Source organism: Segetibacter koreensis DSM 18137 (assembly GCF_000374045.1).
In the GTDB taxonomy this organism is placed as follows: Bacteria; Bacteroidota; Bacteroidia; order Chitinophagales; family Chitinophagaceae; genus Segetibacter; species Segetibacter koreensis.
The window spans coordinates 128256-154135 of the sequence record NZ_KB893386.1 but is presented as its reverse complement, the minus strand read 5'-3'; the positions used below and the strand labels follow the sequence as shown (position 1 = coordinate 154135).

At 36.8% G+C, this 25880-nt stretch carries 22 protein-coding genes; 17 read left to right on the top strand and 5 right to left on the bottom strand.

Annotated elements, in window-relative coordinates:
- The first annotated feature begins 139 nt into the window (after positions 1–139).
- Positions 140–1147, top strand: a complete 1008-nt coding sequence (locus B154_RS0126925) for a zinc-dependent alcohol dehydrogenase family protein (RefSeq protein ID WP_018617470.1) — start codon at positions 140–142, stop codon at positions 1145–1147.
- Between the two features lie 228 nt (positions 1148–1375).
- Here B154_RS0126925 and B154_RS0126920 read toward each other — a convergent pair whose 3' ends face one another.
- On the bottom strand, positions 1376–1849 hold the full coding sequence (locus B154_RS0126920; RefSeq protein WP_018617469.1) for a pyridoxamine 5'-phosphate oxidase family protein: 474 nt from the start codon (positions 1847–1849) through the stop codon (positions 1376–1378).
- 173 nt (positions 1850–2022) lie between these two features.
- On the opposite strand from B154_RS0126920, the gene glk reads away from it, so the two are divergent.
- The 8 genes from glk (at position 2023) to B154_RS0126875 (ending at position 10386) form a co-directional block, all read left to right on the top strand.
- Entirely contained in the window at positions 2023–3048 is a 1026-nt protein-coding gene (gene glk, locus B154_RS0126915) for a glucokinase (RefSeq protein ID WP_018617468.1), read from the top strand.
- Positions 3038–5113, top strand: a complete 2076-nt coding sequence (locus tag B154_RS0126910; protein WP_018617467.1) for a glycogen debranching protein — start codon at positions 3038–3040, stop codon at positions 5111–5113. Before glk ends, B154_RS0126910 begins: the two co-directional genes overlap by 11 nt.
- Before the next feature lie 311 nt (positions 5114–5424).
- Entirely contained in the window at positions 5425–6096 is a 672-nt protein-coding gene (locus B154_RS0126905) for a BON domain-containing protein (protein ID WP_018617466.1), read from the top strand.
- 90 nt (positions 6097–6186) lie between these two features.
- Positions 6187–7011, top strand: coding sequence for a universal stress protein (locus B154_RS0126900; protein ID WP_018617465.1), 825 nt, complete (start codon positions 6187–6189; stop codon positions 7009–7011).
- A 167-nt stretch (positions 7012–7178) separates the two neighbouring features.
- A complete protein-coding gene (locus tag B154_RS29925) occupies positions 7179–7709 on the top strand; it encodes a hypothetical protein (RefSeq protein ID WP_018617464.1) in 531 nt (176 codons plus the stop codon).
- Between the two features lie 12 nt (positions 7710–7721).
- Positions 7722–8561: a universal stress protein gene (locus B154_RS0126890; protein WP_018617463.1), complete on the top strand. Its 840-nt coding sequence runs from the start codon at positions 7722–7724 to the stop codon at positions 8559–8561.
- A 227-nt stretch (positions 8562–8788) separates the two neighbouring features.
- A complete protein-coding gene (locus tag B154_RS0126880) occupies positions 8789–9160 on the top strand; it encodes a hypothetical protein (RefSeq protein ID WP_018617461.1) in 372 nt (123 codons plus the stop codon).
- A gap of 221 nt (positions 9161–9381) precedes the next feature.
- Positions 9382–10386, top strand: coding sequence for a lysylphosphatidylglycerol synthase transmembrane domain-containing protein (locus tag B154_RS0126875; RefSeq protein WP_018617460.1), 1005 nt, complete (start codon positions 9382–9384; stop codon positions 10384–10386).
- Between the two features lie 83 nt (positions 10387–10469).
- On the opposite strand, the gene B154_RS29920 is transcribed toward B154_RS0126875, so the two are convergent.
- From B154_RS29920 to B154_RS0126860, 3 genes are all read right to left on the bottom strand, one after another.
- Positions 10470–11267: a DUF6544 family protein gene (locus tag B154_RS29920; protein ID WP_018617459.1), complete on the bottom strand. Its 798-nt coding sequence runs from the start codon at positions 11265–11267 to the stop codon at positions 10470–10472.
- A complete protein-coding gene (locus B154_RS0126865; RefSeq protein ID WP_018617458.1) occupies positions 11257–12117 on the bottom strand; it encodes a CPBP family intramembrane glutamic endopeptidase in 861 nt (286 codons plus the stop codon). Before B154_RS0126865 ends, B154_RS29920 begins: the two co-directional genes overlap by 11 nt.
- A 318-nt stretch (positions 12118–12435) precedes the next feature.
- Positions 12436–13623, bottom strand: coding sequence for an MFS transporter (locus B154_RS0126860; RefSeq protein ID WP_018617457.1), 1188 nt, complete (start codon positions 13621–13623; stop codon positions 12436–12438).
- A 281-nt stretch (positions 13624–13904) separates the two neighbouring features.
- Between B154_RS0126860 and B154_RS0126855 the strand changes: the two genes are divergently transcribed.
- The 7 genes from B154_RS0126855 (at position 13905) to B154_RS0126825 (ending at position 23498) form a co-directional block, all read left to right on the top strand.
- Positions 13905–16469, top strand: a complete 2565-nt coding sequence (locus B154_RS0126855) for a cation-translocating P-type ATPase (RefSeq protein ID WP_018617456.1) — start codon at positions 13905–13907, stop codon at positions 16467–16469.
- 235 nt (positions 16470–16704) lie between these two features.
- On the top strand, positions 16705–17781 hold the full coding sequence (locus B154_RS0126850; RefSeq protein ID WP_018617455.1) for an efflux RND transporter periplasmic adaptor subunit: 1077 nt from the start codon (positions 16705–16707) through the stop codon (positions 17779–17781).
- Complete coding sequence (locus B154_RS0126845) at positions 17778–19037, top strand: ABC transporter permease (protein WP_018617454.1); 1260 nt, start codon at positions 17778–17780, stop codon at positions 19035–19037. Before B154_RS0126850 ends, B154_RS0126845 begins: the two co-directional genes overlap by 4 nt.
- Before the next feature lies 1 nt (position 19038).
- Complete coding sequence (locus B154_RS0126840) at positions 19039–19719, top strand: ABC transporter ATP-binding protein (protein WP_018617453.1); 681 nt, start codon at positions 19039–19041, stop codon at positions 19717–19719.
- Between the two features lie 275 nt (positions 19720–19994).
- Entirely contained in the window at positions 19995–20876 is an 882-nt protein-coding gene (locus tag B154_RS0126835; RefSeq protein WP_018617452.1) for a universal stress protein, read from the top strand.
- Positions 20877–21151: 275 nt separating this feature from the next.
- Entirely contained in the window at positions 21152–22471 is a 1320-nt protein-coding gene (locus B154_RS0126830) for a sensor histidine kinase (RefSeq protein WP_245542658.1), read from the top strand.
- A complete protein-coding gene (locus B154_RS0126825; RefSeq protein ID WP_018617450.1) occupies positions 22443–23498 on the top strand; it encodes a response regulator in 1056 nt (351 codons plus the stop codon). The genes B154_RS0126830 and B154_RS0126825 overlap by 29 nt, the downstream gene beginning before the upstream one ends.
- A 156-nt stretch (positions 23499–23654) precedes the next feature.
- On the opposite strand, the gene B154_RS0126820 is transcribed toward B154_RS0126825, so the two are convergent.
- Entirely contained in the window at positions 23655–24956 is a 1302-nt protein-coding gene (locus B154_RS0126820) for a hypothetical protein (protein ID WP_018617449.1), read from the bottom strand.
- A 411-nt stretch (positions 24957–25367) separates the two neighbouring features.
- On the opposite strand from B154_RS0126820, the gene B154_RS0126815 reads away from it, so the two are divergent.
- On the top strand, positions 25368–25856 hold the full coding sequence (locus tag B154_RS0126815; protein ID WP_018617448.1) for a c-type cytochrome: 489 nt from the start codon (positions 25368–25370) through the stop codon (positions 25854–25856).
- Positions 25857–25880: the final 24 nt, after the last annotated feature.

Genomic DNA, 25880 nt, shown 5'->3' with positions numbered 1-25880 from the left:
CAGCTAAAATGTTAGTTTTTTTTATTTTTTATTCTTATTTTATCAATTATTATAATCATTAATGATTTAAAGCATCCTGAAATAAGTTGCGGCAGGATCAGGATGATTTTAAGAATTAGAATCCCTGAAGCGAGTACTTATGATATTGCCTGATATAATGAATGCGATGGTGCTGGAAAAACAAGGTGAAGCTTTATATTATAAGCAGGTGCCATTGCCTTATCCACAGTCTAAACAAGTGTTGGTAAAAGTTGTTGCATGTGGCGTTTGCCGCACCGATCTTCATATTTTAGATGGAGAATTATCAAACCCCAAACTGCCTCTTATACCAGGACATGAAATAATAGGTAGAGTAGTAAGTACAGGAGATGACGTAAGCCTTGTAAAAACAGGTGATTTTATAGGAATTCCATGGCTGGGATATACCTGCGGGAAATGTAAGTATTGTTTGCAAAACAAAGAAAACCTATGCGAGAATGCTCTCTTTACAGGTTATACTTTAAATGGAGGATACGCTGAATATACAGTAGCAGACGAAAGATATTGCTTCGGGCTTTCTTCTGTTTATGCAAACGCTGCAGGTGCGCCTCTTTTATGTGCAGGTCTTATTGGCTACCGCTGCTATAAAATGATGGGTGAAAACATTAGTAATATAGGTCTTTATGGCTTTGGCGCTGCTGCTCATATTGTTATACAAATGGCTGTTTTTCAAAACAAAAAAGTATTTGCATTTACAAGAGAGGGTGATGTGGAAACACAAAAATTTGCAACAAAGCTTGGAGCCGTATGGGCAGGTGCTTCCAATGAAGCACCGCCGTGTATGCTTGATGCAGCCATTATTTTTGCTCCAGCCGGAAATCTTGTACCGGCAGCGTTAAGGAATGTTGACAAGGGTGGAGTTGTGGTGTGTGGAGGCATTCATATGAGTGATATCCCTTCCTTCCCTTATAACTTGCTTTGGGGCGAAAGAATAATTCGTTCGGTGGCTAACCTTACGAGAAAGGATGGAGAAGAGTTTCTCAAACTTGCACCTGCAATACCAGTGAAGACAGAAACGCAGTTATTTAATTTACAGCAAGCAAATGAAGCATTGGAAGCTTTAAGAAAAGGACATATACAGGGTGCCGCAGTATTAATAATGCCCTAATTAAACTGCCGTAATTAAAGTTTCATTCTAAATTTTCTTAAATTTTTTATTGCGCCCATTGCTGCTCCCGCAGGCGCTATAAGTATTCATCTTTTAACTTTTATCCGTTTTTACTTATAGGCCTAGCCTTTTGCGAAACAGTATTTATTTTCTCTTTTATATCACTTTGCACAAATGAATTTTCAACTTCATTTTTACTTATTTCAATGTAAACCCGTTTTGACTATTTTATACATTAAAGGATGTTGATGCATAATTGGTCTCGAATTTACCTGTTTTTTCTCTTAATTTAATTCTATAAAAAACTCCTCCGATTTCATTCGCATGGTTGTAGGAAAATGGCCAGTCGCTTCCCAGATGAGTCATTTCACTGGAGATAATTGGTAGAGACCTGTTTAAAAGTATTTTCAAACCTTTTTCACGTTCTTCGCTTCCCTTTAGTTCTTCAAAAGTGCCCCACGCAATCACACTTTTCCAATTAGCCATATTATTGAGTACATCAACTTCAAAACAAACCTCTGGGTTCTTTCGCATAATATCCACCTTTCTTCCTTCAAGCGAGTGGATATACACATAAGATTCATTATAGGCATAACTTACAGGTACAATATAAGTAATGCCATCCGCATGGCACCCAATACGGCCAATCAGCTGGCTCTGCAATACTTCTTCTACTTCTGTATGATTTAATTCACCAATCATTGTAAATAATTTTATTGATTAAAAGTATCGCAGCGCTTATGCTCTATATGTGCGCAAAATCAGGCTGCATAGTGATTTTGCTCATAAAGCAATAAATGGTAGAGCTTTAATTTTTCACGTTTTATAAAAGATATAGGAAAAGGTAATTAAATCATTTTAAATTTTAAAGACTTATGTCGCTACCAATAGCTTTTATACAGGGTTTAGAAATGCGAAATGGCGGTTCCGTTCTGGCCGGCGATGTAGGTGGCACAAAGACGAACCTTGCCGTTTTCAAAAAGACGGGTAATGAACTGGCAGTTATAAAAGAGGCTTCATTCATGTCGAAAAATTTTACGGGTATAATAGAAATGATGCAAGCGTTTTTAAGTGGAGATACAGTTCCTGACATTATCAGCCTTGGAGTTGCCGGACCGGTGCAAGAGGGAAAAGTAAACATAACCAACCTGTCGCAGCAAATTGATGTACGACAAATCGCTCAACAGTTGAATGTTGAAAAAATTTACCTGATCAATGACCTGGAAGCGACCGCCTACGGGCTGGCAGCACTTAATGATAAAGACCTGTTTGTTTTGCTTGAGGGTGGAAAAAACAGCGTTGGAAATATCGCGATTATTGCGCCGGGCACGGGCTTAGGAGAAGCGGGTATGTTTTGGGACGGAAATCATTTTCATCCTTTTGCTACAGAAGGTGGGCATTGTGATTTTGCAGCGCGGACAGAACCAGACATTTCGCTTTACCGGTATCTTCAAAAGAAATTTGGCCATGTTAGCTGGGAAAGAGTGGTATCAGGTCCGGGCATTATTAATATGTATGAATTTCTTAGAGATGTAATGAAAATAGACGAACCTCAATGGCTTGTAAACAGAAAAAATGATGAAGATTTTGCAGTCACAATTAGTAAGAACGCCTTGAATAAAAAATCCGCGATCTGCACAGAAACAATGAATCTTTTTTTTCGGTACCTGGCTGAAGAAACAGCCAATCTTGTATTAAAATTAAAAGCGACCGGAGGCGTATTTATCGGTGGCGGTATACTGCCGGAAGTCTATGGACTATTACAAAAAGAGTATTTTCTAAAATCCTTTTGTAATAGTGGTCGGATGGACACGCTTTTAAAAGAGGTGCCGGTAAAAATTATTTTAAATGAAAAAACTGCTCTTTTAGGAGCCGCCTCTTATGTAGCTTATGGCAAGTAAAACATTATGGGAAAGCGTTGAAGGTTCTCCTTATCCTTTAGGAGCAACGTATATACAGGAAGAGGACGCCTTTAATTTTGCTATTTACTCAAGAAATGCTACCTCTATATTGTTGCTGATTTATAGCGACAAAAATTTTTCTGTACCAATATTTACATATGATTTTGACTATTTGATTAATAAATCAAACCGCATCTGGCATTGCCGTATAAAAGCAACTGATATTGGTGAAGGTAAATACTATGCATATAAAATAGATGGACCAGGGCCAGTGAGCCAGGTCGAGTGGCATGCATTTGATAAGCAAAAAGTGCTGTTTGATCCTTATGCGAAATCTATTTTCTTTTCGCCCGCATACGATAGAAAGGCAGCATGCCTGCCAGGACCAAATGATGGTAAAGCACCTCTGGGAATAATCATAAAAGAAAATAACCATTTTGATTGGCAAAATGATAAGTATGTGTGCCATGAAAGCGATTTGGTTATCTACGAGCTGCATGTAAAAGGTTTTACTTTTCATTCCAGTTCAGGAACTTCAGAGGGTACAAAGGGAACTTTTTACGGCATAGTTGAAAAAATTCCTTATTTAAAGGAATTAGGCATTACCGCTATAGAGCTAATGCCAGTTCACCAATTTGATATACAGGCCAATGAATATTGGGGATATAATACGCTAAATTTTTTTTCTCCTCATAGTGCTTACGCACGCCGCGTGGATGTTGACGGACAACTGACTGAATTTAAAACAATGGTGAGAGAGTTACATAAAGCCGGCATTGAAGTGATTTTAGATGTAGTATTTAATCATACTGCCGAAGGAAGTCACGAAGGGCCTACATTCAGTTATAAAGGAATCGACAATAGTACTTATTATCTTATTAATAAAGATATTACTGATCCTTATTTCAATTATTCCGGTACGGGAAATACTTTGCATACAAGAAACAGTTATGTACGGAGAATGATTCTTGATAGCCTTCATTACTGGAGGAGTGAAATGCATATCGACGGCTTTCGGTTTGACCTTGCTTCTATATTTTGCCGAAATGAGGATGGTACTATTTCTTATGAAGAGCCTGCCGTTTTGGGCATGATAAGTTCTGACCCTGATTTAGCCACTGCAAGATTTATTGCAGAGCCGTGGGATGCGGTAGGGGCATTTCAGTTAGGGAAAAAATTTCCAGGTGTAAAATGGATGCAGTGGAACAGCTCTTTTCGGGATGATGTAAGACGTTTTGTAAGAGGAGACGAAGGATGTGTTGACAGTCTTATCAGCCGTATTTATGGAAGTGAAGATCTGTTTTCTGATGATTTACAGAATGCTTGTCATGCAAGTGACAGCATAAATTATATTACCTGTCACGATGGATTTACTTTGTATGATCTTGTATCTTATAACCAGAAAAACAATTTCGCTAATGGTAATGATAACACTGATGGAGCAACTGAAAACTATAGCTGGAACTGTGGAAAGGAGGGTGATGAAAATGTGCCTGCCGATATTATGCAATTAAGAAGGCAACAGGCAAAAAACTTTTGCACTTTGCTCTTTATTTCTAACGGAACACCCATGTTTGTAGCAGGAGATGAATTTTTAAGAACACAAAAGGGCAACAACAACCCATATAACCAGGATAATGAAACCAGCTGGATAGATTGGGGGCTACTAAAGGAGAATAATCATTTTTTCCAGTTTTTTAAAAAGATGATTACTTTCCGTAAGGCCCATTCTTCACTATGTCGTAGCCGTTTTTGGAGACAGGATGTAAAATGGTTTGGAGTAAATGGGAACATCGATAATTCTTTCTATTCAAAAGCTGTCTCTTTTTATTTAAATGGGGCGAAAGAAAATGATGATGATATATATGTAATGGTTAATTCTTATTGGGAGAATCTAACCTTTACATTCCAAATACCTGGAAAATGGCATAGGATTATTAATACCGCTCTTTCTCACCCCAACGATTTTGTCGATTTCGGAAAAGATATTATTACAGCAAATGAATATAATGTGAGTTCACGATCTGTATGTGTGTTTCTAAGAGAGAAAGAGGTAGCTTTTTAAGGTTTCTACATTATTTTGTTTTTCTTCAGGTAATAAATCTCCCTATATTTTTTTTCTACGAACAACGTCATCATGTCTCCCCGTTTAGATATTTTTAATAGATTTTTTTGGTAAAGGTATCATTTGAAAAATGCGCTCTTCTGTAAGATTCGACAATAATTTTATAATCAACGTCAATGTTTCGCCTGTTTCAAATCATTTTTTTTCAGCAAGTGCGTTATCTACATTTACACTTGCCTCTTTTAAATTGAAAACGCAGTCTATTTGGGAATAAAGGTGCGAACTGATTTAGACACATAAAATCTCTTTCTATGAGAAATGATGCAGATATTCAAAAAGATGTAATGAACGAGTTGGAATGGGAGCCGTCTTTAAATGCTTCAGAAATCGGTGTAGCGGTAAAAGACGGAATAGTCACACTATCTGGAAGAGTTGACACTTATTCCAGAAAACTTGCAGCCGAAAGGGCAGCAAAAAAGATTGCAGGCGTAAAAGCTGTCGCTCAGGACATCCAGGTAGGCATTTCTTCTGACGATCGCAAAACTGATACAGAAATTGCGGAAGCAGTTGTACAAGCACTTAAATGGCGTGGCTTTACAAATGAAGACAAAATAAAAGTGGAAGTTGAAGATGGTGTTGTTACACTCGAAGGTGAAGTTGAATGGAAATTTCAACGTGAAACTGCAAGAAATGCAATAGAAGGTTTGATTGGAGTTCGGGAGATCTACAACTTTATTAAAATAAAACCTACGCTGGTACCAAAAGACATTAAGCAAAAAATATCAGCAGCTTTTCATCGCAGTGCTACAATTGATGCCCAGAAAGTGAATGTTGAAGTAGAAGGTACTACGGTGATATTAACAGGAACAGTAGACTCTCTGGCCGAAAAGGATGATGCAGAATATGCTGCATGGGCAGGTCCCGGAGTTACTTCGGTTGAAAACAAACTTAAGGTGGTGGGAAAAGAAGTTTACGAGTTTTAACGAATGTAGTTTAAGCCTAAAAAGGGATATAGACTTCTCTTTTTTAAATTCTGATATTGCTTACCTCCAAGTAATTTAAAAGATCATACTATGAAAACAATTGTTCTTGCCTGTGATGGTAAAAATTTTTCAAATGCTGCTTTTGCTTTTATAAAATCATTAAATGAAGCAGAACCAATATTGTTAACCGGAGCTTTTTTTCTTTCTATTGACTATCGAATTCTTATACCATCTTCACTTTATCCAGATCCGGGACCAATAGCAGAACTCGTTGCAAAAGAAAGGGTAAATGCAATGAACAGTGTTGAATTATTTAAACAAAAATGCATTAGCAATGGCATTGAGTACCGGTTACATGAGGAAGGGAAATCTTGGGAGATAAATGATCTTGTGAAGGAGTCGAGGTTTTCAGACTTGTTGGTTATGAGTGAAGAATTGTTTTTTAAAGACTGGGAAGCGCGACAACCTAATCATTTTATGCGCCAGGTAATTCATAATGCTGAATGTCCTGTTATGGTTATTCCCGAAAATTACAAAACTATTGAAAAAATACTGGTTGCTTATGACGGGAAACGTCAATCTTTATTTGCCTTAAAATTATTTTCCTTACTTTTTCCAAACTTTTCAAATCTCGAAATCAACATTGTATATATTGACAATGATGGAAAAGACAGTATACCCGATATTGAGTACCTGGAGGAATATGCCTGCCGACACTATACAAATGTAAACATTGAAAAACTTCACTTTGATACTTCAAACCATTTTGTTGATTGGGTTCATTACAGCAAGAATGCTTTATTAGTTACCGGGGCTTTTAGTCGTTCAGGGTTGTCTAATTTATTCAGGGAAAGTTTTGTTGAAAAACTTATTAAGGATCATTGTATTCCAGTATTTATTGCCCATAATTTATAATCTTTCAGTTTTTGTAAAAACGTTTTTTCAATTACGTGTAGCCAGTAGTTGGATAATGGTTAATTAAGATAGCAATCATACAAGACCTTGACCATCGTCATTGTAAAGTAGATATGAAATATCCAAATTTGTTCTCCTATCTCAGATAACAATTAAATCGCCTTATTATGAAAGGCCTTGAAGATCAAACTTTTTTAGTAGGTTATTTAATCTCAAATGCTTTTGCATTGATATTGCTATTTTTTTCAGTTTTCTTTCCGAAGGTGGCCCGTGTATTGTTTTTTATATTGTTTGCCTCAGCCAGTTATATTAATTGGAAACTTTCCCTTCAATCACCCGAGGATTATGTTCGCACTTCTGAAGCCGCTTTAGGTATATACAGACTGTTTATTACAGGTTGGTTTAGCAAACATGTAGTATTGGTTGTTGGCTCTATTGCAACTGCACAAAGTTTTATTGCTGTCTCGCTGCTACTAAAAGGGTGGTTTTATAAAGCAGGAGTTATTGGCGCCATTGTTTTTCTGGTTGCTATTATGCCATTAGGCATTGCCTCAGCATTTCCAAGCACACTTATTATGGCTTATGCAATGGTTTGGTTATTAAAGGAAAAACCTGATTACGTCTGGAAGAAGCAAACGAAGAGTAATAAGCGTTTCAACATAAGAAAATTTACGTCCCATTCTTTGTATCAAAGTTAAAATAGATCAGCAATGAAGAAGATTATAGGCGCCTTTGATGGTTATAAGTTTTCTGAGAGTACCAGGGATTATACCATTTATCTTGCAAAACATAGTAATGCTCATCTTGTAGGGGTTTTTTTAGACGATATTTTGTACCATAGTTATCGTCTTTCTCAGGTTCGTTTTGACGGCAATGGTAGCCAGGGCAATTTGAAACAACTTGATAAAGAGGACGAGGAAAAGAGGGAGAATGCAGTGCATTTATTTGAAAGTGAAGTACAAAATGCTAAACTAAATTATTCTATTCACCGCGATAAGGATGCAGCTTTTCCTGATTTATTGCACGAAACAATTTATAGTGACTTACTTGTTATTTACAAAAATGAGACTTTTACCCGGTTTGAAGAGCAGGCGCCGTCTCAGTTTATGCGCGAGCTGTTAGCTGAAACACAATGCCCTGTAATGGTAGTCCCGCATACTTTTAAGCCTATAAGTAAAATTATTTTACTGTACAATGGTAAGCCTGCCTCGGTTTATGCAATAAAAATGTTTAGCTATTTGCTTCCTGCCCTTAAATATATAGAAACTGAAGTTCTGTCAATAAACGATGAAAAAGAATCGTATCATTTACCTGACAATAAGTATATGAAGGAGTTTATGCACCGCCATTTTCCGCACGCAACATTTACTGTATTAAAAGGAGACGCTGAACAGGAAATTACTACTTACCTGAAATTACAAAAAGAGAACGCCCTCGTGGTATTGGGTGCTTATCAAAGAAATATGGTATCGCGGTTGTTTAAAAGAAGCCTGGCAGATTGTTTAATAGAAAAAGTGAATCTTCCGCTGTTTATTGCCCATAACCATTAAATAGTCTCTAAAGGAAATTATTTAAAGTCTCTTCGTATGAAATTATTTACTTATAAAATGTACTATTATGATTACCGGGAACTTTCATAAAATATTTTCTCATCGATTAATAGCCTGGGTTGTTGCGGTTTTATTTTATGTAGCAGCTTTTACATTCCTCAAAGATTTTATTGTTTTTATTTTTACAAAAATCTACGGAGTTTTTATACAGCACAATTAAGAAGAATATGATTTTAAGCATCGACGATAATAAAACTACCTCAGAGTTGCAGGATAAATTTAATGAGTGCTTCCCGTTCTTAAAAATAGAGTTTTATGATGTAAGGCATAAATGGCAGGAATCGTCTTTTAGAGAGCATCGAATAATTGCAGACAAAAAAATAGGAGAAATAAGAAAGAACCATAATAGTGGCGCATTAGAAATAAAATCGTGGTATAAAACAGGAAAAGTTGAGCAAGATTTCAGGCATTTTTTTGGGTTGTTTGTACAGATATTTTTCCTGGAAAATGGCGATTGGGTCGAGTCTGTATCTGCTGACGATCTTAGCCTGGCTCACCTGAATGAAATGGGACAAAAGGATATGGCAAAAAAGGCATGAAAAGATCAGAAATATATCTAGTTGCGAATTAGAGGGTTCAAGCTTAAATTTTGACCGTAATTATAGCAATAAGCAAAAGCTGCAATTTTAAACAACTTAAACTACTGGTAAAGGTACAAGTCTGAGACACAACAAGGTCGGTTGCTCAGCCTCAATGTACAATCAAAATGTTTTATAGTAATTATTTTTTATATTTGGTTAGGGCATAGCCTACTCTTACCATGACCCCAAAAAGACGAAAAACTTTATTTGCACCTTCCCGCATTGTATTTTATATTTTGTCTTTTATTGTTTTCTACCTCGCTGTTCATTACGTTGGCAAACTGGAAGATATAGAAGCTCTCTTGCTACAACTAAGTCCGGGATGGTTGTTGGTTGCCCTTGGTTCACAGATCGCCACTTATGTGCTTAACTCGCTTATACTTCACACATTGCTGCCACAGCAGCGTGGTACAATAAATTTTGGTTTACTCTTTAAAATTTCAGTTGTTATTATGTTTGTTAACCAGGCGCTGCCTACAGGTGGTGTTAGTGGCAATGGTTATGTATTTAATCAACTTGTAAAAAGGGGAGTTTCTGCGTCACGAGCATTTACAGCACTGGTATTAGAAAGTATTTGTTATTATATAGCATTTCTCATGCTGCTGTTAATTTTTTATTGCTGGTACCTTCATTATTCTCTGCATGCTAATCATGTTATTATTTACACCGCTATTGCTGGCTTTGTGTTTTACATTTTTCTCGGTATTGTTATGATTGTTATAAGCAGCACAGAGACAATATCTTTTGTACTTAATAAGTTGGGCCGCTTCGGCAGTATCAAGCGGTACATAGAGAAAGCAAACCTTCCTTCTCTTAAAAATGAGCATGAAGCAAGCATGAAAGAGTTTGTGCGAAATAAAAAAGCGACAGTGCTTGCAATACTCCTTCAGCTTTCTATTATCTTTTGTGATGTTATTACCGCCTATGCACTTTTGAAAGGCTTTCATGTAGGTTTGGCTTTTTCCCGCATTATACTTGGATTATTACTGTCGCTTGTAATAGGTGCCCTGCCCCTATCTCCCGGATCTCTTATAGCCTATGAAAGTGCAATGACCTATTTTTATACTACGTTAGGCGTACCATTACACGCTGCTTTAATTGTAACCTTGCTTTATCGCTTTTTTACGTTTTGGTTGCCTATACCTGTGGGATTGCTGCTTTATAGAAACTTACAGCGCAAATAGTGAGAAATAGTGAAATCAATCGTGTGAGCGGGTTAGCATAGGGGTCTGTTGTGTTAATATAATGAACTACTCTAAGTCTTAATTTAGTAATTCCTTATGTTGTACCTGATAGTAGCCAGACTTCCTTTAAAGTAGTCTAAGTCGCCCTTTTCTGTGTTCCATGTTGCTCTAAAATATGCAGGGCACCTTATTCCGTTTGTTTCGTGATATATATCTACTGTTGCTGTCCACTTTATTTTTTTGTAATCTTTTCCTGTTGTTGAATAATAACGGTCGGTTGTTTCAAATCGTTCGAATTCTCCTTTGTCATTAAAGAAGAATATCCCGCTTACTTCACATTCTTTCCACGTAAGTGTTGCCTTTGCAGATTTTATATCAATCGGTGTCCATTTAATATATTTCTGTAAAGCATATCCCGGAACCAACAACGCTTCTGCCAGGACAGTTACTAAAGCGGATGCATCCATTTCTTTTCCTTTTGCATCAGCGATGGTGAACATTCTCAGTAGTTTTATCAACATATTGCCGTGTCCGTGTTGACATTTGTCACGTCCCTCGAAAGGAATCATTCGCAAAATTTTTGCTTTCATAAAAACAATGCGGGTAGGCTCCGCTACAGAGTTGAACTGTGAGCAATACATACTCATCCACTTTTCATTAAAACCTCTTTTTAAATAAACATCTTTCCATTCAATTTTTGCATTCATCATCTTGTTTTTACCAATAAGACCACAGTAGCGAAAATATTTTTTTACAGGTTCGGGCAGATGTTCAATATCTTTTTCTGTAATTATACCTGGTGCTTCAACAGGAAATCTCGATAGTTCCTCATTAATCTCCGATACAAAAAGCTTTTGTAAATCTTTATACTTAATAAACATGACTTATAGATTTTATCCTGTTTTCTACAGAAATGCTTGTTTTGCCTTTTCGGCCTAAAAATGCTGCTATTACAATTATCCAGAGAACTATAACAAATGCTGCATACCATACAATTGATTCAGTTGGATTCAATGCTGAGGGACTAAACATTAACTGGCTGCCGGTGAAACTTGCATGTGTTAATTGGGCCAAAAGAAGACTGCCTGTATTGTTATAAATCCAACTGGCAACAAGACGGAAAGCTGTCAGGCAAAGTATCCAAAGAAAAAAATGTATCTCGTATAATTCTTTATAGAAAATTACCCCACCCCACAAATCGCCCAATAAATGCCAAAAAGCATGTACTACTCCCAGTATGATGCCTGCTTTTAAAGGGGTGTATATTAACTGTAGCTTTGGCAAAGCAAATCCTGTCCATCCAATCTCCTCAAAAAATCCCCCGATCAGACCGGCAGCTAAGCCTATCGTTATCATGGTTGAAGGATAAAATTTAGATGAAAAAACTGAAAATGAAGCTAAAATAAAAAGCAGCACAACCGGGAATATAAAAAGTGCAAATGCATACCATTTAATTTCAACTTTCCAAATTGATATAGATGCAAGCAAATGCCTTACGCCCTTTTTGCCATCTGTAATAGCAGTGAGCAAAATGCCTGCAATAGAAGGCCCTGCCAGCATTGCTATCCATACATACAAAAACTTTTGATCAATACTTCCTGATAATACACCCTCGCCCTGGTAAAGTTTAAATCCCTCGCTTCCAAAAGAATAAAGTATGCCTCCCCATGCGATCGCATAAGCTACAATGAAGTAAAAAATAACCGCAGAATATATATTCAACTTTCTCATAACCGTATTTTTTATTGAAGAATATTCCAAGGCCGCTTGTGCATTTAAAGGCGCACTTAAGTTATAAACAGGGCTTATAAAAAAAATTTACAAAATGTCTATGATACTTCTGCCCGCACAACAGTACGTTTATAAGATATTTAAAATGAAAAGGCATTTAGTTTTTCTCATAGCCTTTACTTTTAAGTAAAACTATGTTTTCATTAACGGCATTTTTATGACGGTAAGCAGGTAAGAGTATGATTTGGGAGAAGTGTAAAAAGGCGTGTAAAACTAGGTGCAATAAGAATGTATGTTACTGGCGACAGACAATCTTTTTCAGGAGTTACTACTTTTGTTAATGGCCGGCTGAGGAACCGCAAACAAGAAGTAAAGAATAACTACAACCGTTATAGCAGACGTTGTAATAAAAGTTGTGGAAGCTCCCCATGTATACCAGATAATTCCTGCTAATGAACTTGCAAACAGGGCACATATGCTTTGGAATCCGGCAAAGAGACCTATAGCGGTTGCAGTATCTTTCCGGTCTGTTATATTGCTTATCCATGCTTTTGAAATACCCTCGGTAGAAGCCGCATATAGTCCATATAGAAAAAACAGAAAGATATAAATATAAATACCGGCATTTAAAGACATACCAAAGTATACAGCGGCAAACAAACAAAGGCCGGTTATGAAAATTGTCTTTAAGCCTATTTTGTCTGCAACGATGCCAACCGGAAGTGAAAACAAGGCGTACACAAGATTGTAAAATATGTATACTCCGATAACCAATGTATCACTCAATCCGGATTGCTTTGCCCTTAGCAAAAGAAATACGTCAGAACTATTAAAAAGTGTAAAAACCAGCAGTCCCGTTACAACTTTTCTATAAAGAGAAGGACTTTCCTTCCAATAATTCATAAAAGCAAAAAGTGATGCAGAAGTTTTAGGAGGGGGTTCTTTTATTTTTTCTTTAAGAAACAGCGATGCGAATACGGCAGCAAGTCCTGGAAAAAATGCGATAAAAAATAATGTTTTATATTGAAGCGGATAAAAATAGAGATAGAGCAAAGCTAAAGACGGTCCTACTACTGCGCCTAATGTGTCCATTGCCCGGTGGAAGCCAAAAACCTTTCCTTTGGTTTCCGGTGTTGCTTCATCAGAAAGTATAGCATCTCTTGCACCTGTACGCAATCCTTTGCCACATCGGTCAAGTGTTCTTGCAAAAAATACCCACAAAGGAAAAGTGTAAACTGCCAACATAGGTTTCGATATGCAGCTTAACGCATACCCTGCCCGAACGAATGGAACTCTACGTCCCATATTGTCAGACATCTTACCAAAATATCCCTTGCTTAAACCTGCAGTCGCTTCTGCCAGCCCTTCCAGCAATCCTATAAGTGCAACCGAAAATCCGATGGTTTGTAAATATACAGGCATTACAGGGTAAAGCATTTCGCTGGCCACATCTGTAAACAAACTGACAACTGATAATACAAGAATTGTGCGGGTAATATATTTCAAAAATTGTATTAGTTATTAAAGTGAGAACACCGGAAAAAACGGTAACAAGATAATTCAATTTATTTATTCGATTCATTCGTCCGGTAACTGTTATTCGATTCACACAGCCAATAATTTGTTTTTTTGTCAAAAAGGCTGAAAAACTTTTGAAAGTGATAATTGTTTAAGAAAGTATTGGTTCATTATTTTTCAATATTATTTCTCATAAGCTTTAGTGACTCCTGTCATTCTTTTAAAGGGCTTAAAAATATATCTTTAAAAAAAGACCTTTTTAAAATTTTATGAACTTCCATCTGCTCGATATCAATAAAGTTTTTGAGCTTACAAATTCTTCTGTTTCGGGTTTATCTACTGAAACTGCTGAAGAAAGGCTTTTAGAATTTGGTGCAAATGAATTAGAGGAAAAAAAGAAAAAACCTGCATGGCTGCTATTTATTAACCAGTTTAAAGACTTCATGATATTGGTATTAATCGCAGCTGCTATCATTTCAGGTATTGCCGGCGATGTAACCGATACAATAATTATTCTGGTGATTGTATTGCTAAATGCAGTAGTCGGCTTTGTACAGGAATACAGGGCGGAAAAAGCAATGGAAGCTCTAAAGAAAATGGCAGCCATCCAGGCACATGTCTTACGCAATGGTCATCCTGCTACCATTCCATCAGCACAGCTTGTTCCCGGCGACATTGTTCTTTTAGAGGCTGGCAACGCCGTGCCGGCAGATCTGCGGTTGATAGAAACGCATAGTCTCCGAATTGATGAGTCTGCACTTACAGGAGAATCGGTTCCTGCAGATAAAGCGGAACAAATATTAGAAGGAAAAGACCTTCCTATTGGTGACAGGTTAAATATGGCTTACAAAAGTACGCTGGTAACTAATGGCAGGGCAAGAGGCATTGTAGTGGCGCCAGGCATGAATACGGAAATAGGTCTTATTGCCCGCATGTTACAGCAAGATGAGGCCGTTACTCCTTTGCAAAAAAGAATGGGAGATTTTGGGAAAAGACTTTCTTACCTCATCCTTTTTATATGTATTTTACTTTTTGCAGTAGGATTGTTGCGGGGCGAGGAGCCGATAAAAATGCTGTTACTTTCTATTTCATTAGCAGTCGCGGCGATACCTGAGGCTTTGCCTGCTCTTATAACTATTGCTCTTGCAAAAGGAGCGAGACGGCTGGTAAAGAAAAATGCGCTTATACGAAAATTGCCTGCTGTTGAAACGTTAGGTTCAGTTACTTTTATTTGTTCTGATAAAACCGGTACCCTTACCGAAAATAAAATGAAAGTAGTGCAAGCGGAAGCTTCCGGAGCTCCCGTGTTTTATAAAAATATTTCACCGCTCGACTGTGCAATTGCTCTTAACCACGACGTAAAGAAAACAGAAATAAACACCTTATTGGGTGACCCTACAGAAACGGCGGTTGTCGATTATTTCGGCTTACAGCACTCCTTTCATGAATTAAATGAGTTGGAACAACAATTTCCGCGGGTGGCAGAATTACCCTTCGACTCCGACCGTAAATGCATGTCCACTATTCATCGTTTTAATAATAAATTTCTTATTGTGTCAAAAGGGGCCGTCGAGTCTATTGTTACAACTCTGTCAGATACAGGCAATGTTAATTCAATTTTAGATAAAGCTCATGTTATTGCTGCAAACGGGATGAGGGTATTGGCTTATGCTTATAAAATATCAGACCGGTTGCCCGAATCATTCTCCTATAACAGTATTGAAAAAGACCTGACATTTGCCGGAATCGTTGGTATGATCGACCCACCAAGGGAAGAGGTAAGACTGGCAATTGAAGAGTGTAAAGCTGCAGGTATTCATGTAGTGATGATAACGGGTGACCACCCCGCAACGGCATCAGCAGTGGCGAGACAAATCGGAATACTCTCCGAACATGATTTGGTAATTACAGGAAGCGAATTACAGGCATTATCAAATGAAGAATTTGAAGAGAAAGTCGAAAGAATAAGAGTATATGCCCGTGTATCACCAGAGCAGAAATTAAATATTGTAAAAGCACTACAGCATAAAAATCATTTCGTGTCAATGACTGGCGATGGTGTAAATGATGCTCCTTCATTAAAGTCAGCCAACATAGGTGTCGCAATGGGTATCAATGGTACCGACGTGAGTAAAGAAGCAGCCCACATGATTTTGCTCGACGACAATTTTGCCACTATCGTAAAGGCAGTAAAAGAAGGCAGGCGTATTTATGATAACATCAGGAAATTTGTGAAATATATTATGACCTGCAACGGTGCAGAAATATGGACGATTTTCCTTGCACCAATTATTGGTTTGCCTATCCCGTTATTGCCCATACATATTCTTTGGATAAACCTGGTTACTGATGGACTTCCGGGTTTAGCCTTATCGAGTGAAAAAGCAGAAAAAGATGTAATGAACAGGCCGCCACGTGCTGCCAATGAAAGCCTTTTTGCAGGAGGCATAGGTTTACATATTGTGTGGGTGGGTTTATTAATGGCCGGTGTAACATTAGGAGTTCAGGCCTGGGCTTTACATAACAATGATGTTCATTGGCAAACAATGGTGTTCACTGTTTTATCACTTTCTCAACTGGGCCATGTGCTCGCAATAAGAAGTGAGAAGGAGTTTCTGCTTCGACAAGGATTGTTTTCAAATTTGCCACTGTTAGGTGCCGTATTGCTAACATTCATACTTCAGTTAACAGTTATTTATTTGCCTTATGCTAACCAGCTTTTTAAAACACAACCCTTAAGCCTGGTCGAATTATTTATCTGTGTTGTTGCTTCCGCTATAGTATTTCACGCAGTAGAAATAGAAAAGTGGATCAGGCGAAAGTTAGAAAAGTGATAATAAAGCGAAAGCTCAAATTTCTTTATGCCCACTGGCACTAATTATATTGTATCCTTTCATTCTGCTATATTCAATTCTAAAACTTCATCGTGATAATCTTGTTTTAAAATGCGATCAGGCATTGAAATAGATAAAAGATTTTAAATAAACCATGATCAAAATCATTAGTGCATGTAGCTGTAAACAAGCTGCTATTATTTTCCTGATGGTAATTTAGAAATCTAATTATACAATGAAATTTATTTTTTACCTGGTACTTTTCCTGTCATATTTTGCTGCGTGCAAAGAGAGGGTGGAAAAAGTACAGCCGCTTGTTGAAAGCATTACAGAGTCAGTATACGCGTCTGGTATAGTAAAAAGCAAAAACCAGTATGAGGTATTTTCAACCGTAAGTGGATTAATACAAAAAATAGTAGTGAAGGAAGGCGATGTGGTAAAAAAAGGCGAGCCATTAATTGTACTTGTAAATGAAGCATCTAAGCTAAATGTAGAAAATGCAAAGCTGGCCGCAGAATATTCTGATATAAACACTAACCGTGACAAGTTAAATGAACTTAAAATAAACATTGACCTGGCGAGGTCAAAATTGATGAATGATTCATTGCTGATGGTGAGGCAACGAAATCTTTGGTCTCAGCAAATAGGGACAAAAATAGATTTGGAACAAAGAGAACTTGCCTATATAAATTCAAAAACGGCTCTTGAGTCGTCGGTTCTGAGATATAATGATTTAAAAAAACAATTGAATTTTTCGTCATCACAATCAAAGAAAAATTTGGAGATAACTAGTACGCTGGCCAAAGATTATACAATCCGAAGCGAGGTAAACGGACGGGTTTACAGCATTTTGAAAGAACAGGGGGAGATTGTAACTCCTCAATCACCGGTAGCTGTTATTGGAGATGCCGCCAATTTTATTCTTGAATTGCAGATAGATGAATTTGATATAGCGAAAATAAGAATCGGGCAAAAAATCATGGTAAGCATGGACAGTTATAAAGGAAAAGTTTTTGAAGCCATGGTTCAGAAAATTGACCCGATCATGAATGACAGAACGAGGTCTTTTACCATAGAAGCGGGGTTCATATCAAAGCCTCCTGTACTCTATCCTAATTTGACTGCAGAGGCTAATATAGTTATTCAAACAAAAGAAAAAGCTTTAACCATTCCAAGAGATTATGTAACAGACGATGATTACGTAATTACAAATGATAAGCAAAGAAGAAAAGTTGTTACGGGGTTAAAAGATTATCAGAAAGTAGAAATACTAAGTGGACTCACTGCAGCCGATATTATACGTAAGCCATGAATTACAAACTAATAGCAGGAATAGCGAGAGCACTGTTACTCGCACGGTGGAGGCAGACACTGGTAGCTGCAATAGGGGTAACTTTTAGTATTACCATGTTTATCGCCATGCTTGGTTTTATGACAGGTTTAAATAAACTGCTCGACGGTTTGATTTTAAACAGATTGCCGCATGTAAGGTTGTTTAACGACGTAGAGCCAAATAAAAATCAGCCCATAAATACTGCTAAAGAATATAAACATTTTCACAATTTTATTCAGTCCGTAAAATCCGCGCAGAGCAGGTCTGAGATTCATAACAGCGCAACAATTATTCAAGCCATAAAAGCAGACAATCGTGTTCTTGGGTTTGTGCCTAAAATAAAAACACAGGTTTTTTACAATGATGGCTCAATTGATTTTTCCGGTCTTATAGACGGTATAGACGTAGCGGGAGAAAGCAAATGGTATCATTTTAATGATTATATCACTGCCGGCCGGGCCACAGATCTTAACAATGTAAGTAACAGTATTATTTTAGGAAAAGCAATAGCCCAAAAGTTACTTGCCGACATTGGAGATGTTGTACAGGTGACTTCATCAAAAGGCGACCGCATGTCACTAAAGGTTGTGGGATTTTTTCAATCGGGAATTTTGGATATAGACAAAGTTCAAAGCTACACGTCTATTGCCACTGCACAAAAGTTGCTCGGGAAAACCAATAGTTATATAACCGATATCCAGATTAATCTAAAGGATATAACCCAGGCTCCAGCGGTAGCTAAAGAGTATGTCGCATTGTTTGATACTGATGCCGAAGATATCCAGACGGCTAACTCACAGTTTGAAACAGGCAGCTCAGTAAGAACATTAATTTCTTATGTGGTCGGTATAACTCTTTTAATTGTAGCAGGCTTTGGTATTTATAATATTCTCAACATGATGATCTATGAAAAAATGGATACCATAGCTATTTTAAAAGCTACCGGTTTTTCAGGCAAAGATGTTAACCTGGTATTTATAACCATTGCGCTTAGTATTGGGCTTTTTGGAGGTTTGGCCGGTCTTTTTTTTGGATACCTGTTATCGGTTGGCGTTGACAATATTCCTTTTAATATGAGTGGCCTGCCGGCAGTGAAAACATACCCTGTAAATTACAATCCTGTTTATTATTTTATAGCCATTGCATTTTCATTGTTCACTACTTATTTAGCAGGATTATTTCCGGCACGCAGGGCAAGCAAGGTAGACCCGGTAATTATTATAAGAGGAAAGTAGTATGAACGACACAATTCTCGAAGCAAAGAACATTGGTAAAAGCTTTCGCGATCCTGTAACAGTACAGGTTCTGCAGAATATAACTTTTTCAATAAGAAAGGGAGAGTTTGTGTCGGTGGTGGGAAAGTCTGGCTGCGGCAAGTCTACGTTGCTATATATTTTATCAACAATGGATACTGATTACGAAGGTGAGCTACTGATAGACAATGAATCTATGGTTAGAAAAAATGGAGCACAACTTGCAAAAATCAGAAATGAAAAAATCGGGTTTGTTTTCCAGTTTCATTACCTAATCAATGAGTTTACGGTACTTAAAAATGTGATGTTACCCGGTCTTAAACTGCAGAAATATAGTGAGCAGGAGGTGGAAGAAAGGGCAATGCAGCGGTTGAAAAAGTTAGGAATAGATAGCCAGGCAAATAAAAAGGCAAACCTGCTTTCGGGTGGAGAGAAACAGCGGGTGGCCATTGCACGGGCGTTGATCAATGATCCACTTATAATTATGGGAGATGAGCCGACAGGCAACCTTGATAAAAAAAATAGCGAAATTGTATTTGAGATATTTAAAGAGATATCTGTTGAGTTTAATCAAAGCTTATTAATAGTTACCCACGACCAGGGTTTTGCTGCAAATACAAACAGAATAATTGAAATGGAGGACGGAAGGATTATTAAACAATAACAGCTCACTTTTCCTGAAATCATTAAAAAACCAATTCACGTTTATCTTATACCTGATGCTAAAATTTTATTTCTAGGCAATTGCCAAATCGATCTTTATCAATACTTGAAATAAGAAAACCCTGGTTGTTTTATTAAATTTTCCATTTAGATTTTTACAACTGCGCCTTTCTAAAAAATACCATTGTATAAAAAAGTGATTAAAATCATTAGTTAGCCTGTTATAAGACATACTAAACAAAATACCTGAAAGTTAGCTTTGAGAAAAAGGTCTTAATGAAAACTATTCTTATTGCTACGGACTTTTCTTCTGCAGCGCGAAATGCGACAATTTACGGATTTGAACTTGCACGATTAATTAGGGCAAAAGTTATTTTGTTTACCGCCTTCACAATGCCAGCAGCTTTACCTGAAAGTTCGCTTTATCTGACTTCTAAAGAACTGGAGAGAAACAGTTACAAGCAATTGCTGGATGAGGCTGAAACGATTGATCCGCGCAGAACAATTGCATTAGAGACCCAAAGCAGGCAGGGGCCTGTCAGTAGTTCTATTCTTTCCGCCGCTCTGGAATACAAAGCCTCTTACATCATTGTAGGAATGAAAGAACGGGGAAAGGAAATAAGAAAATATTTTGGAAGTGCTGTTACTGATTTGTGTAAACACTCCCAGGTTCCCTTAATTGTTGTTCCGGCAGATGCTGTATTTTCTATTCCAAAAACAATTGCTCTTGCCAGCGACATTACCGATGATACGGATATACAGATTTTAGAGCCTTTGAAGAAGATCGTAGAGAAATTTGAATCCAGGCTTTTTGTTGTAAGAGTGATTAAAAATTCTATGGATGAGGTGGCATCAAGGGTTATAAAGTCAAAAAAATTAATTTGGTTTCTAACAAGCTTGTATCCTTCTTATGTTTTTCCAAAAGCAAGAAATGTGGCTAAAGCTATGATTGCGTTTGTAAAACAATATGCCGTAGATTTGGTAGCTGTTATTCCCCACGAACACACATTGTTTGAACGGCTATTTACAAAAAGTGTAACAAAAAACATGATTTTTCGTACACCGGTACCTTTGCTAATACTTCCTGAAAAAAAGGATACGATTAAGGAAGAACCCGGGAAAGAAATTGACGGTTCGGAAGTTATATCGGCTGCCTGAGAAATGCTGCTATGGAAACCTTTATTTGAACCGAGCGTGGCAACAGAAGATGCAAATTTTTCCTCCTGTTGGCTGCCAAAAAACAATATTCTTTAAAAAATACTGAAGCTTGCTTATTAGCATGTAGAAAAATTGTACCAGACCAATTTAGGATACGATTTATAATATTTGACTAACCGTTATTGATAAAGACTTGCTTAATTTTATAAAATTTAATTTTTAGCAGAAAAAAGAAGGCCTAAGTAATAGTAATAGTTGTGAAACGTAAACGATAAATGATGTCTGTAAATATAGCAGGTAGGGAGCAAAAACAGGTAAGTAATATCGAGCAGTTTGAAGCTCTATTCAATTACGCTACTATAGGTATTATAGTAACAAACAGCGAAGGGAGAATTATAAATTTCAACAAATTTGCAGAAAAACAGTTTGGATTTTCTAAGGATGAAGTGCTTGAAAAGACCGTTGAAGTGCTCATCCCGCCTTCGGCTCGCGAAAAACATGTACAATACCGCCAGGATTACAACTCCAGCCCGGAAGTAAGGGCTATGGGCCATGGAAGAGATCTTTTTGGCCAGAAAAAAGATGGAAGCACTTTTCCGGTTGAGGTAAGCCTCAGCAATTATACTATTAATGGTCACAATTTTGTAATTGCGTTTGTAGTTGATATAACTGTAAGAAAAAAGCAGGAAGAAGTTGTTTTAGAACAAAAGCAGGAACTTGAAATTGTGACTGGTGAAATTAAAAGTATGAATAGTGAGTTGGAACAGAAGGTCAGTGATCGTACAAAAATGCTGCGCGAAGCATTAGCCGAATTGGAGAAGTCTAAAGAGGAACTGAGCGAAGCTTTTGAAAATGAAAAAGAGCTGAGCGAGTTGAAATCGAGGTTTGTTACAATGGCTTCACATGAATTCAGAACTCCTTTAAGCACTATTCTTTCGTCAGCCTACCTGATGGAAAAATACAACCAGGCTAACCCAAACGAGAAGTTTGAAAAACACATTCATCGCATAAAAGGAGCGGTAGGTGTAATGAAGGGAATACTTGAAGATTTTCTATCTCTTGGTAAACTGGAAGAGGGATTGGTGCAGACAAAAATGGAAACGATCAGCACCAGTGCATTCCTGGAAGACATACATGCCTTACTTCAGGAAATGGATGCATTATTAAGACCAGGTCAAAAAATACATTTTAATAATACTATAAATACACCGGTTTGGGTTGATAGAAATTTACTTAAAAACGTTTTAATAAATTTAATTTCAAATTCGATAAAATTTACAAACGAAAATTCGACGATTACCGTTTCTGCCTATCTTACAAATGACAATTTGGTTATTGCTGTTATAGATAATGGCATTGGCATATCGCAAGAGGACCAGCAACATTTGTTCGAGCGCTTCTTCCGTGCCAAAAATGCAAGTAATATACAGGGAACAGGTTTGGGTTTGCACATTGTAAGTAAATACCTGGAATTAATGAACGGAAGAATAGAACTGAGAAGTAAACTTAATGAAGGTACTACGGTGACAATTCACATTCCACAGAACAATCATCTTAAAGAAATTTATGAAAAAAATATTGATAATAGAAGATAATTTAGAAGTCAGAGAAAATACAGCCGAAATAATTGAACTTTCAAATTATAAAGTAATTACCGCAGAAAACGGCAAAGTCGGTGTAGAGCTTGCTATAAAAGAGCGACCTGATCTTATTGTTTGCGATATTATGATGCCTGTACTTGACGGTTATGGGGTATGCCACCTGTTAAGCAAGCATAAAGAAACTGCTTCGATTCCATTTATTTTTTTAACGGCAAAATCAGAAAAATCAGACTTTAGAAAAGGAATGGAAATGGGTGCAGATGATTATATAACAAAACCATTTGATGGTATTGAGCTGTTAAATGCTATTGAAGTTAGATTGAAAAAAACCGATTTGCTAAAACAGCAATATACAGGTCACGAAGCGATCAATGAATTTATCGCAAATGCTCAACAAACCGGTAAAGTTCAATTAACATCAGATGAAAGAGACATTTATACTTATAATAAAAAACATGTTTTATACAAAGAAGGCCAACGGCCAAGAGTCGTATATCATGTAATAAGTGGTAAAGTAAAAATATCGAAGACTAACCAGGATGGTAAAGAACTTATCACCAACATTTTCGGTCCCGGGGATTTTTTTGGTTATACTGCCATTTTAGAAGATGTAAATTATAAAGAAGAAGCCCAGGTATTAGAAGAAACCCAACTAATGCTGATACCCCGGGACGATTTTATGCAACTGCTATCAAACGATATGCAAATAGCACAAAGTTTCATTAAGATAATAACCCAAAATATTATTGAAAAAGAAGAAAGTCTTGTCAATCTTGCTTATAATTCTTTGCGTAGAAAAGTAGCTTACGGGCTTATTCAGTTGTATGATAAATACAAATTAAAAGAAGACGAAAAACCTATTTTGAATTTGTCAAGAGAGAATATGGCGCAATCAATCGGAATTGCAACGGAGTCGCTTATAAGAACCCTGGGAGATTTTAAAGATGAAAAGCTTATAGATATTCAAACGGGTAAGGTGATTATTTTAGATGAAAAGAAATTGAGAAATTTACCTTATTAATAGTTATTTTATTGCTTCTGGGCTACTTGTGCGTTGGACGTTAATTATCAGTTTTATATAATTTACAAAAAGTAAGTTTTTTTGGTTTAAATATTCTGTTGCAATTCATGTATAAGATGTATTGTAAATTGCTATAGAATATTAAATTTCTATTCCTTATAACTTGCCTGCTCTAAATTTGCCTTGTTCTGTATTTGAAAGTTTATAACCAGCATTAAATGAATGTACAGTTGGCTTTCTCGCAGCAATAAATAATAGTATTGCCCCTGCAACTAAAATAAAAGTATTTGCAAAAAGAAGGATGTTCAGTTTTGGTAAAAACAAATTGTGGATTGCCGCAAAGCCTTGTATCGCCAATAATAGTTCATTTAAAATAATTCCTGCTGCAAAAGTTATTAGCCCCATTGGAGTCACGTTATAATTAAGGGAAAGAATTTTCTTATCGGTCATCAGCCCCAGTAAAAACATGCTGATAAACGCCAGAAAAATCAAATGCAGGTAACCTATAATAATTGGACGGAAACCAAAGGATAGTTGTGTCACTGCCGGATGAACAGAGAAGAACTGCAGTAAAACTTTTAAAATAAATGCACTGATTGCCAACGAGTATAACCATCGGCAAATAGCAGGCAGGTTTGAATAAACATTTTTCATGTTTTTATAAAGCAACTTCCACAAAAAATATAAAGCAGCTGTTTGAAGAATGGCGGTAATTACAATGATTATTGTAATGCTAAAGGGTCTGTGCTGCCACAACGAAGTAAATAAGTATGAAGGGATACACGTTCCGGCGAGGAGGATATAAAAAATACGTGCATCCTTTACATTAAACAAGGCACTCGTTTCCAGTTTTTTAAACAGGAAAGCCAGCACAGCAAAGGTGAACCAGCCGTTGTACTGAAAGTGAAGAAAGAAAAACAATGCGTTATGAGACCAGTAAGGATGTGTTATTTTTGTTGCCATTATTATCCCCAGTGCATAAGGCCCAAGAGAAGATACCAACAGGAAAAATAAAGAAGCTTTTACAAAAAGAGTACTTATTTGCCTATTTTTAAAAGGGTGAAGAGCTTTATAGATTTTATAAGCAAAAACATAAGAAAGCCATAAAGCGATAGTAGACAAAATAATAGATATACCGGCATAGCCTACCCATGCAAAGCTGACTATCATTGCATAATTAACAATGGTAGATACCATAAAAAAGCCGTTCCAAAACTTTGCTGATTTTTTATAATCACCGGTAAATTCATCAAGAATAAGTAGCTGTAATAAAAAGCCTATCCACCCATTAAAGGCAAAGTGGGAGTGAGCGTGCAGTAAATTCTCCTGTTCAATAAAGGGTAAAGCAAAGTTTATTTTATACCTGAGTATTAAGCCTAACAGGGCTAAAATAGCAAGGTTGAATAACGCAATTACGTACCAGTTTTTTAATGAACGAGCTGAAAGTTTTGCATTCATAATATTTTAAAATTTGAAGCCTTCGCAGCTTTTTTTCTTGTAAGGACATTCATAATAGCAAAAGTTTAAAAAAGCTGAATGCGGAAACTAACAGTACAAGTGAGTGACGCAACGATGTTGAAGAAAGTTATTTTGTTGCCTCAAAAAGTTTATAAGAGAGTTGTCACTTCTTTTCTGATTACAATTAAAACTCTCAACATTTTAATACATTAACTGTAAATTTCTCTGTAACCTGTTTTTATAATTTCCTTCCAGTAACTTCTGAATTTATTGCAAAGTTTTTTGATACACTCGTTGGAATAAATGACTAAAACCTCTTTAAAGTATGATTTAAATCATGTATTACCTATTATTTTCAGTCTAATCTTGCATAACACCAAGTTGGTTGTTTACTAAAAAAATCTTCGCTACATGAAAAAATTATTTGTATTATTTGCACTTGCCGGTACTTTGTTCATTTATTCTTGTGGTGGTGGTGGCCAAAAGCCGGCTTCGACTACAGATGAAGCAACACCTTCACAAAGTTCAGACGCTTCCGCCCAAAATCCTTCTTATGATCCTGAGAGAGGTACCGGAAAATTTACCCATGTCGATATCCCTAATCAGCTTGATGCGACCAAGGCATCTGCAGGGGAAAAAATATATAACTTAAAATGTTCTTCCTGCCATAAGACAACCGGAGAGAAATTGGTTGGTCCGGGATGGAAAGGCGTAACACAACGCCACAAGCCTGAATGGATAATGAATTTTGTTACTAATACAGACGAAATGATTACAAAAGACCCCAAAGCACAGGCTCAATTAGAAATATGTATGGTGCGAATGCCTAATCAAAATCTTAGTGATGACGATGCCCGCAATGTCTACGAATTTATGCGTAAGAACGATGGGGTTAAATAAATAAAAATTTAAAAAAAGTATAGA

Excerpts from the sequence above, each read along its gene's own strand:
- B154_RS0126925 (WP_018617470.1), top strand. The coding sequence starts at position 140 with ATGATATTGCCTGATATAATGAATGCGATGGTGCTGGAAAAACAAGGT.
- B154_RS0126920 (WP_018617469.1), bottom strand. The coding sequence starts at position 1,849 with ATGATTGGTGAATTAAATCATACAGAAGTAGAAGAAGTATTGCAGAGC.
- glk (WP_018617468.1), top strand. The coding sequence starts at position 2,023 with ATGTCGCTACCAATAGCTTTTATACAGGGTTTAGAAATGCGAAATGGC.
- B154_RS0126910 (WP_018617467.1), top strand. The coding sequence starts at position 3,038 with ATGGCAAGTAAAACATTATGGGAAAGCGTTGAAGGTTCTCCTTATCCT.
- B154_RS0126905 (WP_018617466.1), top strand. The coding sequence starts at position 5,425 with ATGAGAAATGATGCAGATATTCAAAAAGATGTAATGAACGAGTTGGAA.
- B154_RS0126900 (WP_018617465.1), top strand. The coding sequence starts at position 6,187 with ATGAAAACAATTGTTCTTGCCTGTGATGGTAAAAATTTTTCAAATGCT.
- B154_RS29925 (WP_018617464.1), top strand. The coding sequence starts at position 7,179 with ATGAAAGGCCTTGAAGATCAAACTTTTTTAGTAGGTTATTTAATCTCA.
- B154_RS0126890 (WP_018617463.1), top strand. The coding sequence starts at position 7,722 with ATGAAGAAGATTATAGGCGCCTTTGATGGTTATAAGTTTTCTGAGAGT.
- B154_RS0126880 (WP_018617461.1), top strand. The coding sequence starts at position 8,789 with ATGATTTTAAGCATCGACGATAATAAAACTACCTCAGAGTTGCAGGAT.
- B154_RS0126875 (WP_018617460.1), top strand. The coding sequence starts at position 9,382 with ATGACCCCAAAAAGACGAAAAACTTTATTTGCACCTTCCCGCATTGTA.
- B154_RS29920 (WP_018617459.1), bottom strand. The coding sequence starts at position 11,267 with ATGTTTATTAAGTATAAAGATTTACAAAAGCTTTTTGTATCGGAGATT.
- B154_RS0126865 (WP_018617458.1), bottom strand. The coding sequence starts at position 12,117 with ATGAGAAAGTTGAATATATATTCTGCGGTTATTTTTTACTTCATTGTA.
- B154_RS0126855 (WP_018617456.1), top strand. The coding sequence starts at position 13,905 with ATGAACTTCCATCTGCTCGATATCAATAAAGTTTTTGAGCTTACAAAT.
- B154_RS0126850 (WP_018617455.1), top strand. The coding sequence starts at position 16,705 with ATGAAATTTATTTTTTACCTGGTACTTTTCCTGTCATATTTTGCTGCG.
- B154_RS0126845 (WP_018617454.1), top strand. The coding sequence starts at position 17,778 with ATGAATTACAAACTAATAGCAGGAATAGCGAGAGCACTGTTACTCGCA.
- B154_RS0126840 (WP_018617453.1), top strand. The coding sequence starts at position 19,039 with ATGAACGACACAATTCTCGAAGCAAAGAACATTGGTAAAAGCTTTCGC.
- B154_RS0126835 (WP_018617452.1), top strand. The coding sequence starts at position 19,995 with ATGAAAACTATTCTTATTGCTACGGACTTTTCTTCTGCAGCGCGAAAT.
- B154_RS0126830 (WP_245542658.1), top strand. The coding sequence starts at position 21,152 with ATGATGTCTGTAAATATAGCAGGTAGGGAGCAAAAACAGGTAAGTAAT.
- B154_RS0126825 (WP_018617450.1), top strand. The coding sequence starts at position 22,443 with ATGAAAAAAATATTGATAATAGAAGATAATTTAGAAGTCAGAGAAAAT.
- B154_RS0126820 (WP_018617449.1), bottom strand. The coding sequence starts at position 24,956 with ATGAATGCAAAACTTTCAGCTCGTTCATTAAAAAACTGGTACGTAATT.
- B154_RS0126815 (WP_018617448.1), top strand. The coding sequence starts at position 25,368 with ATGAAAAAATTATTTGTATTATTTGCACTTGCCGGTACTTTGTTCATT.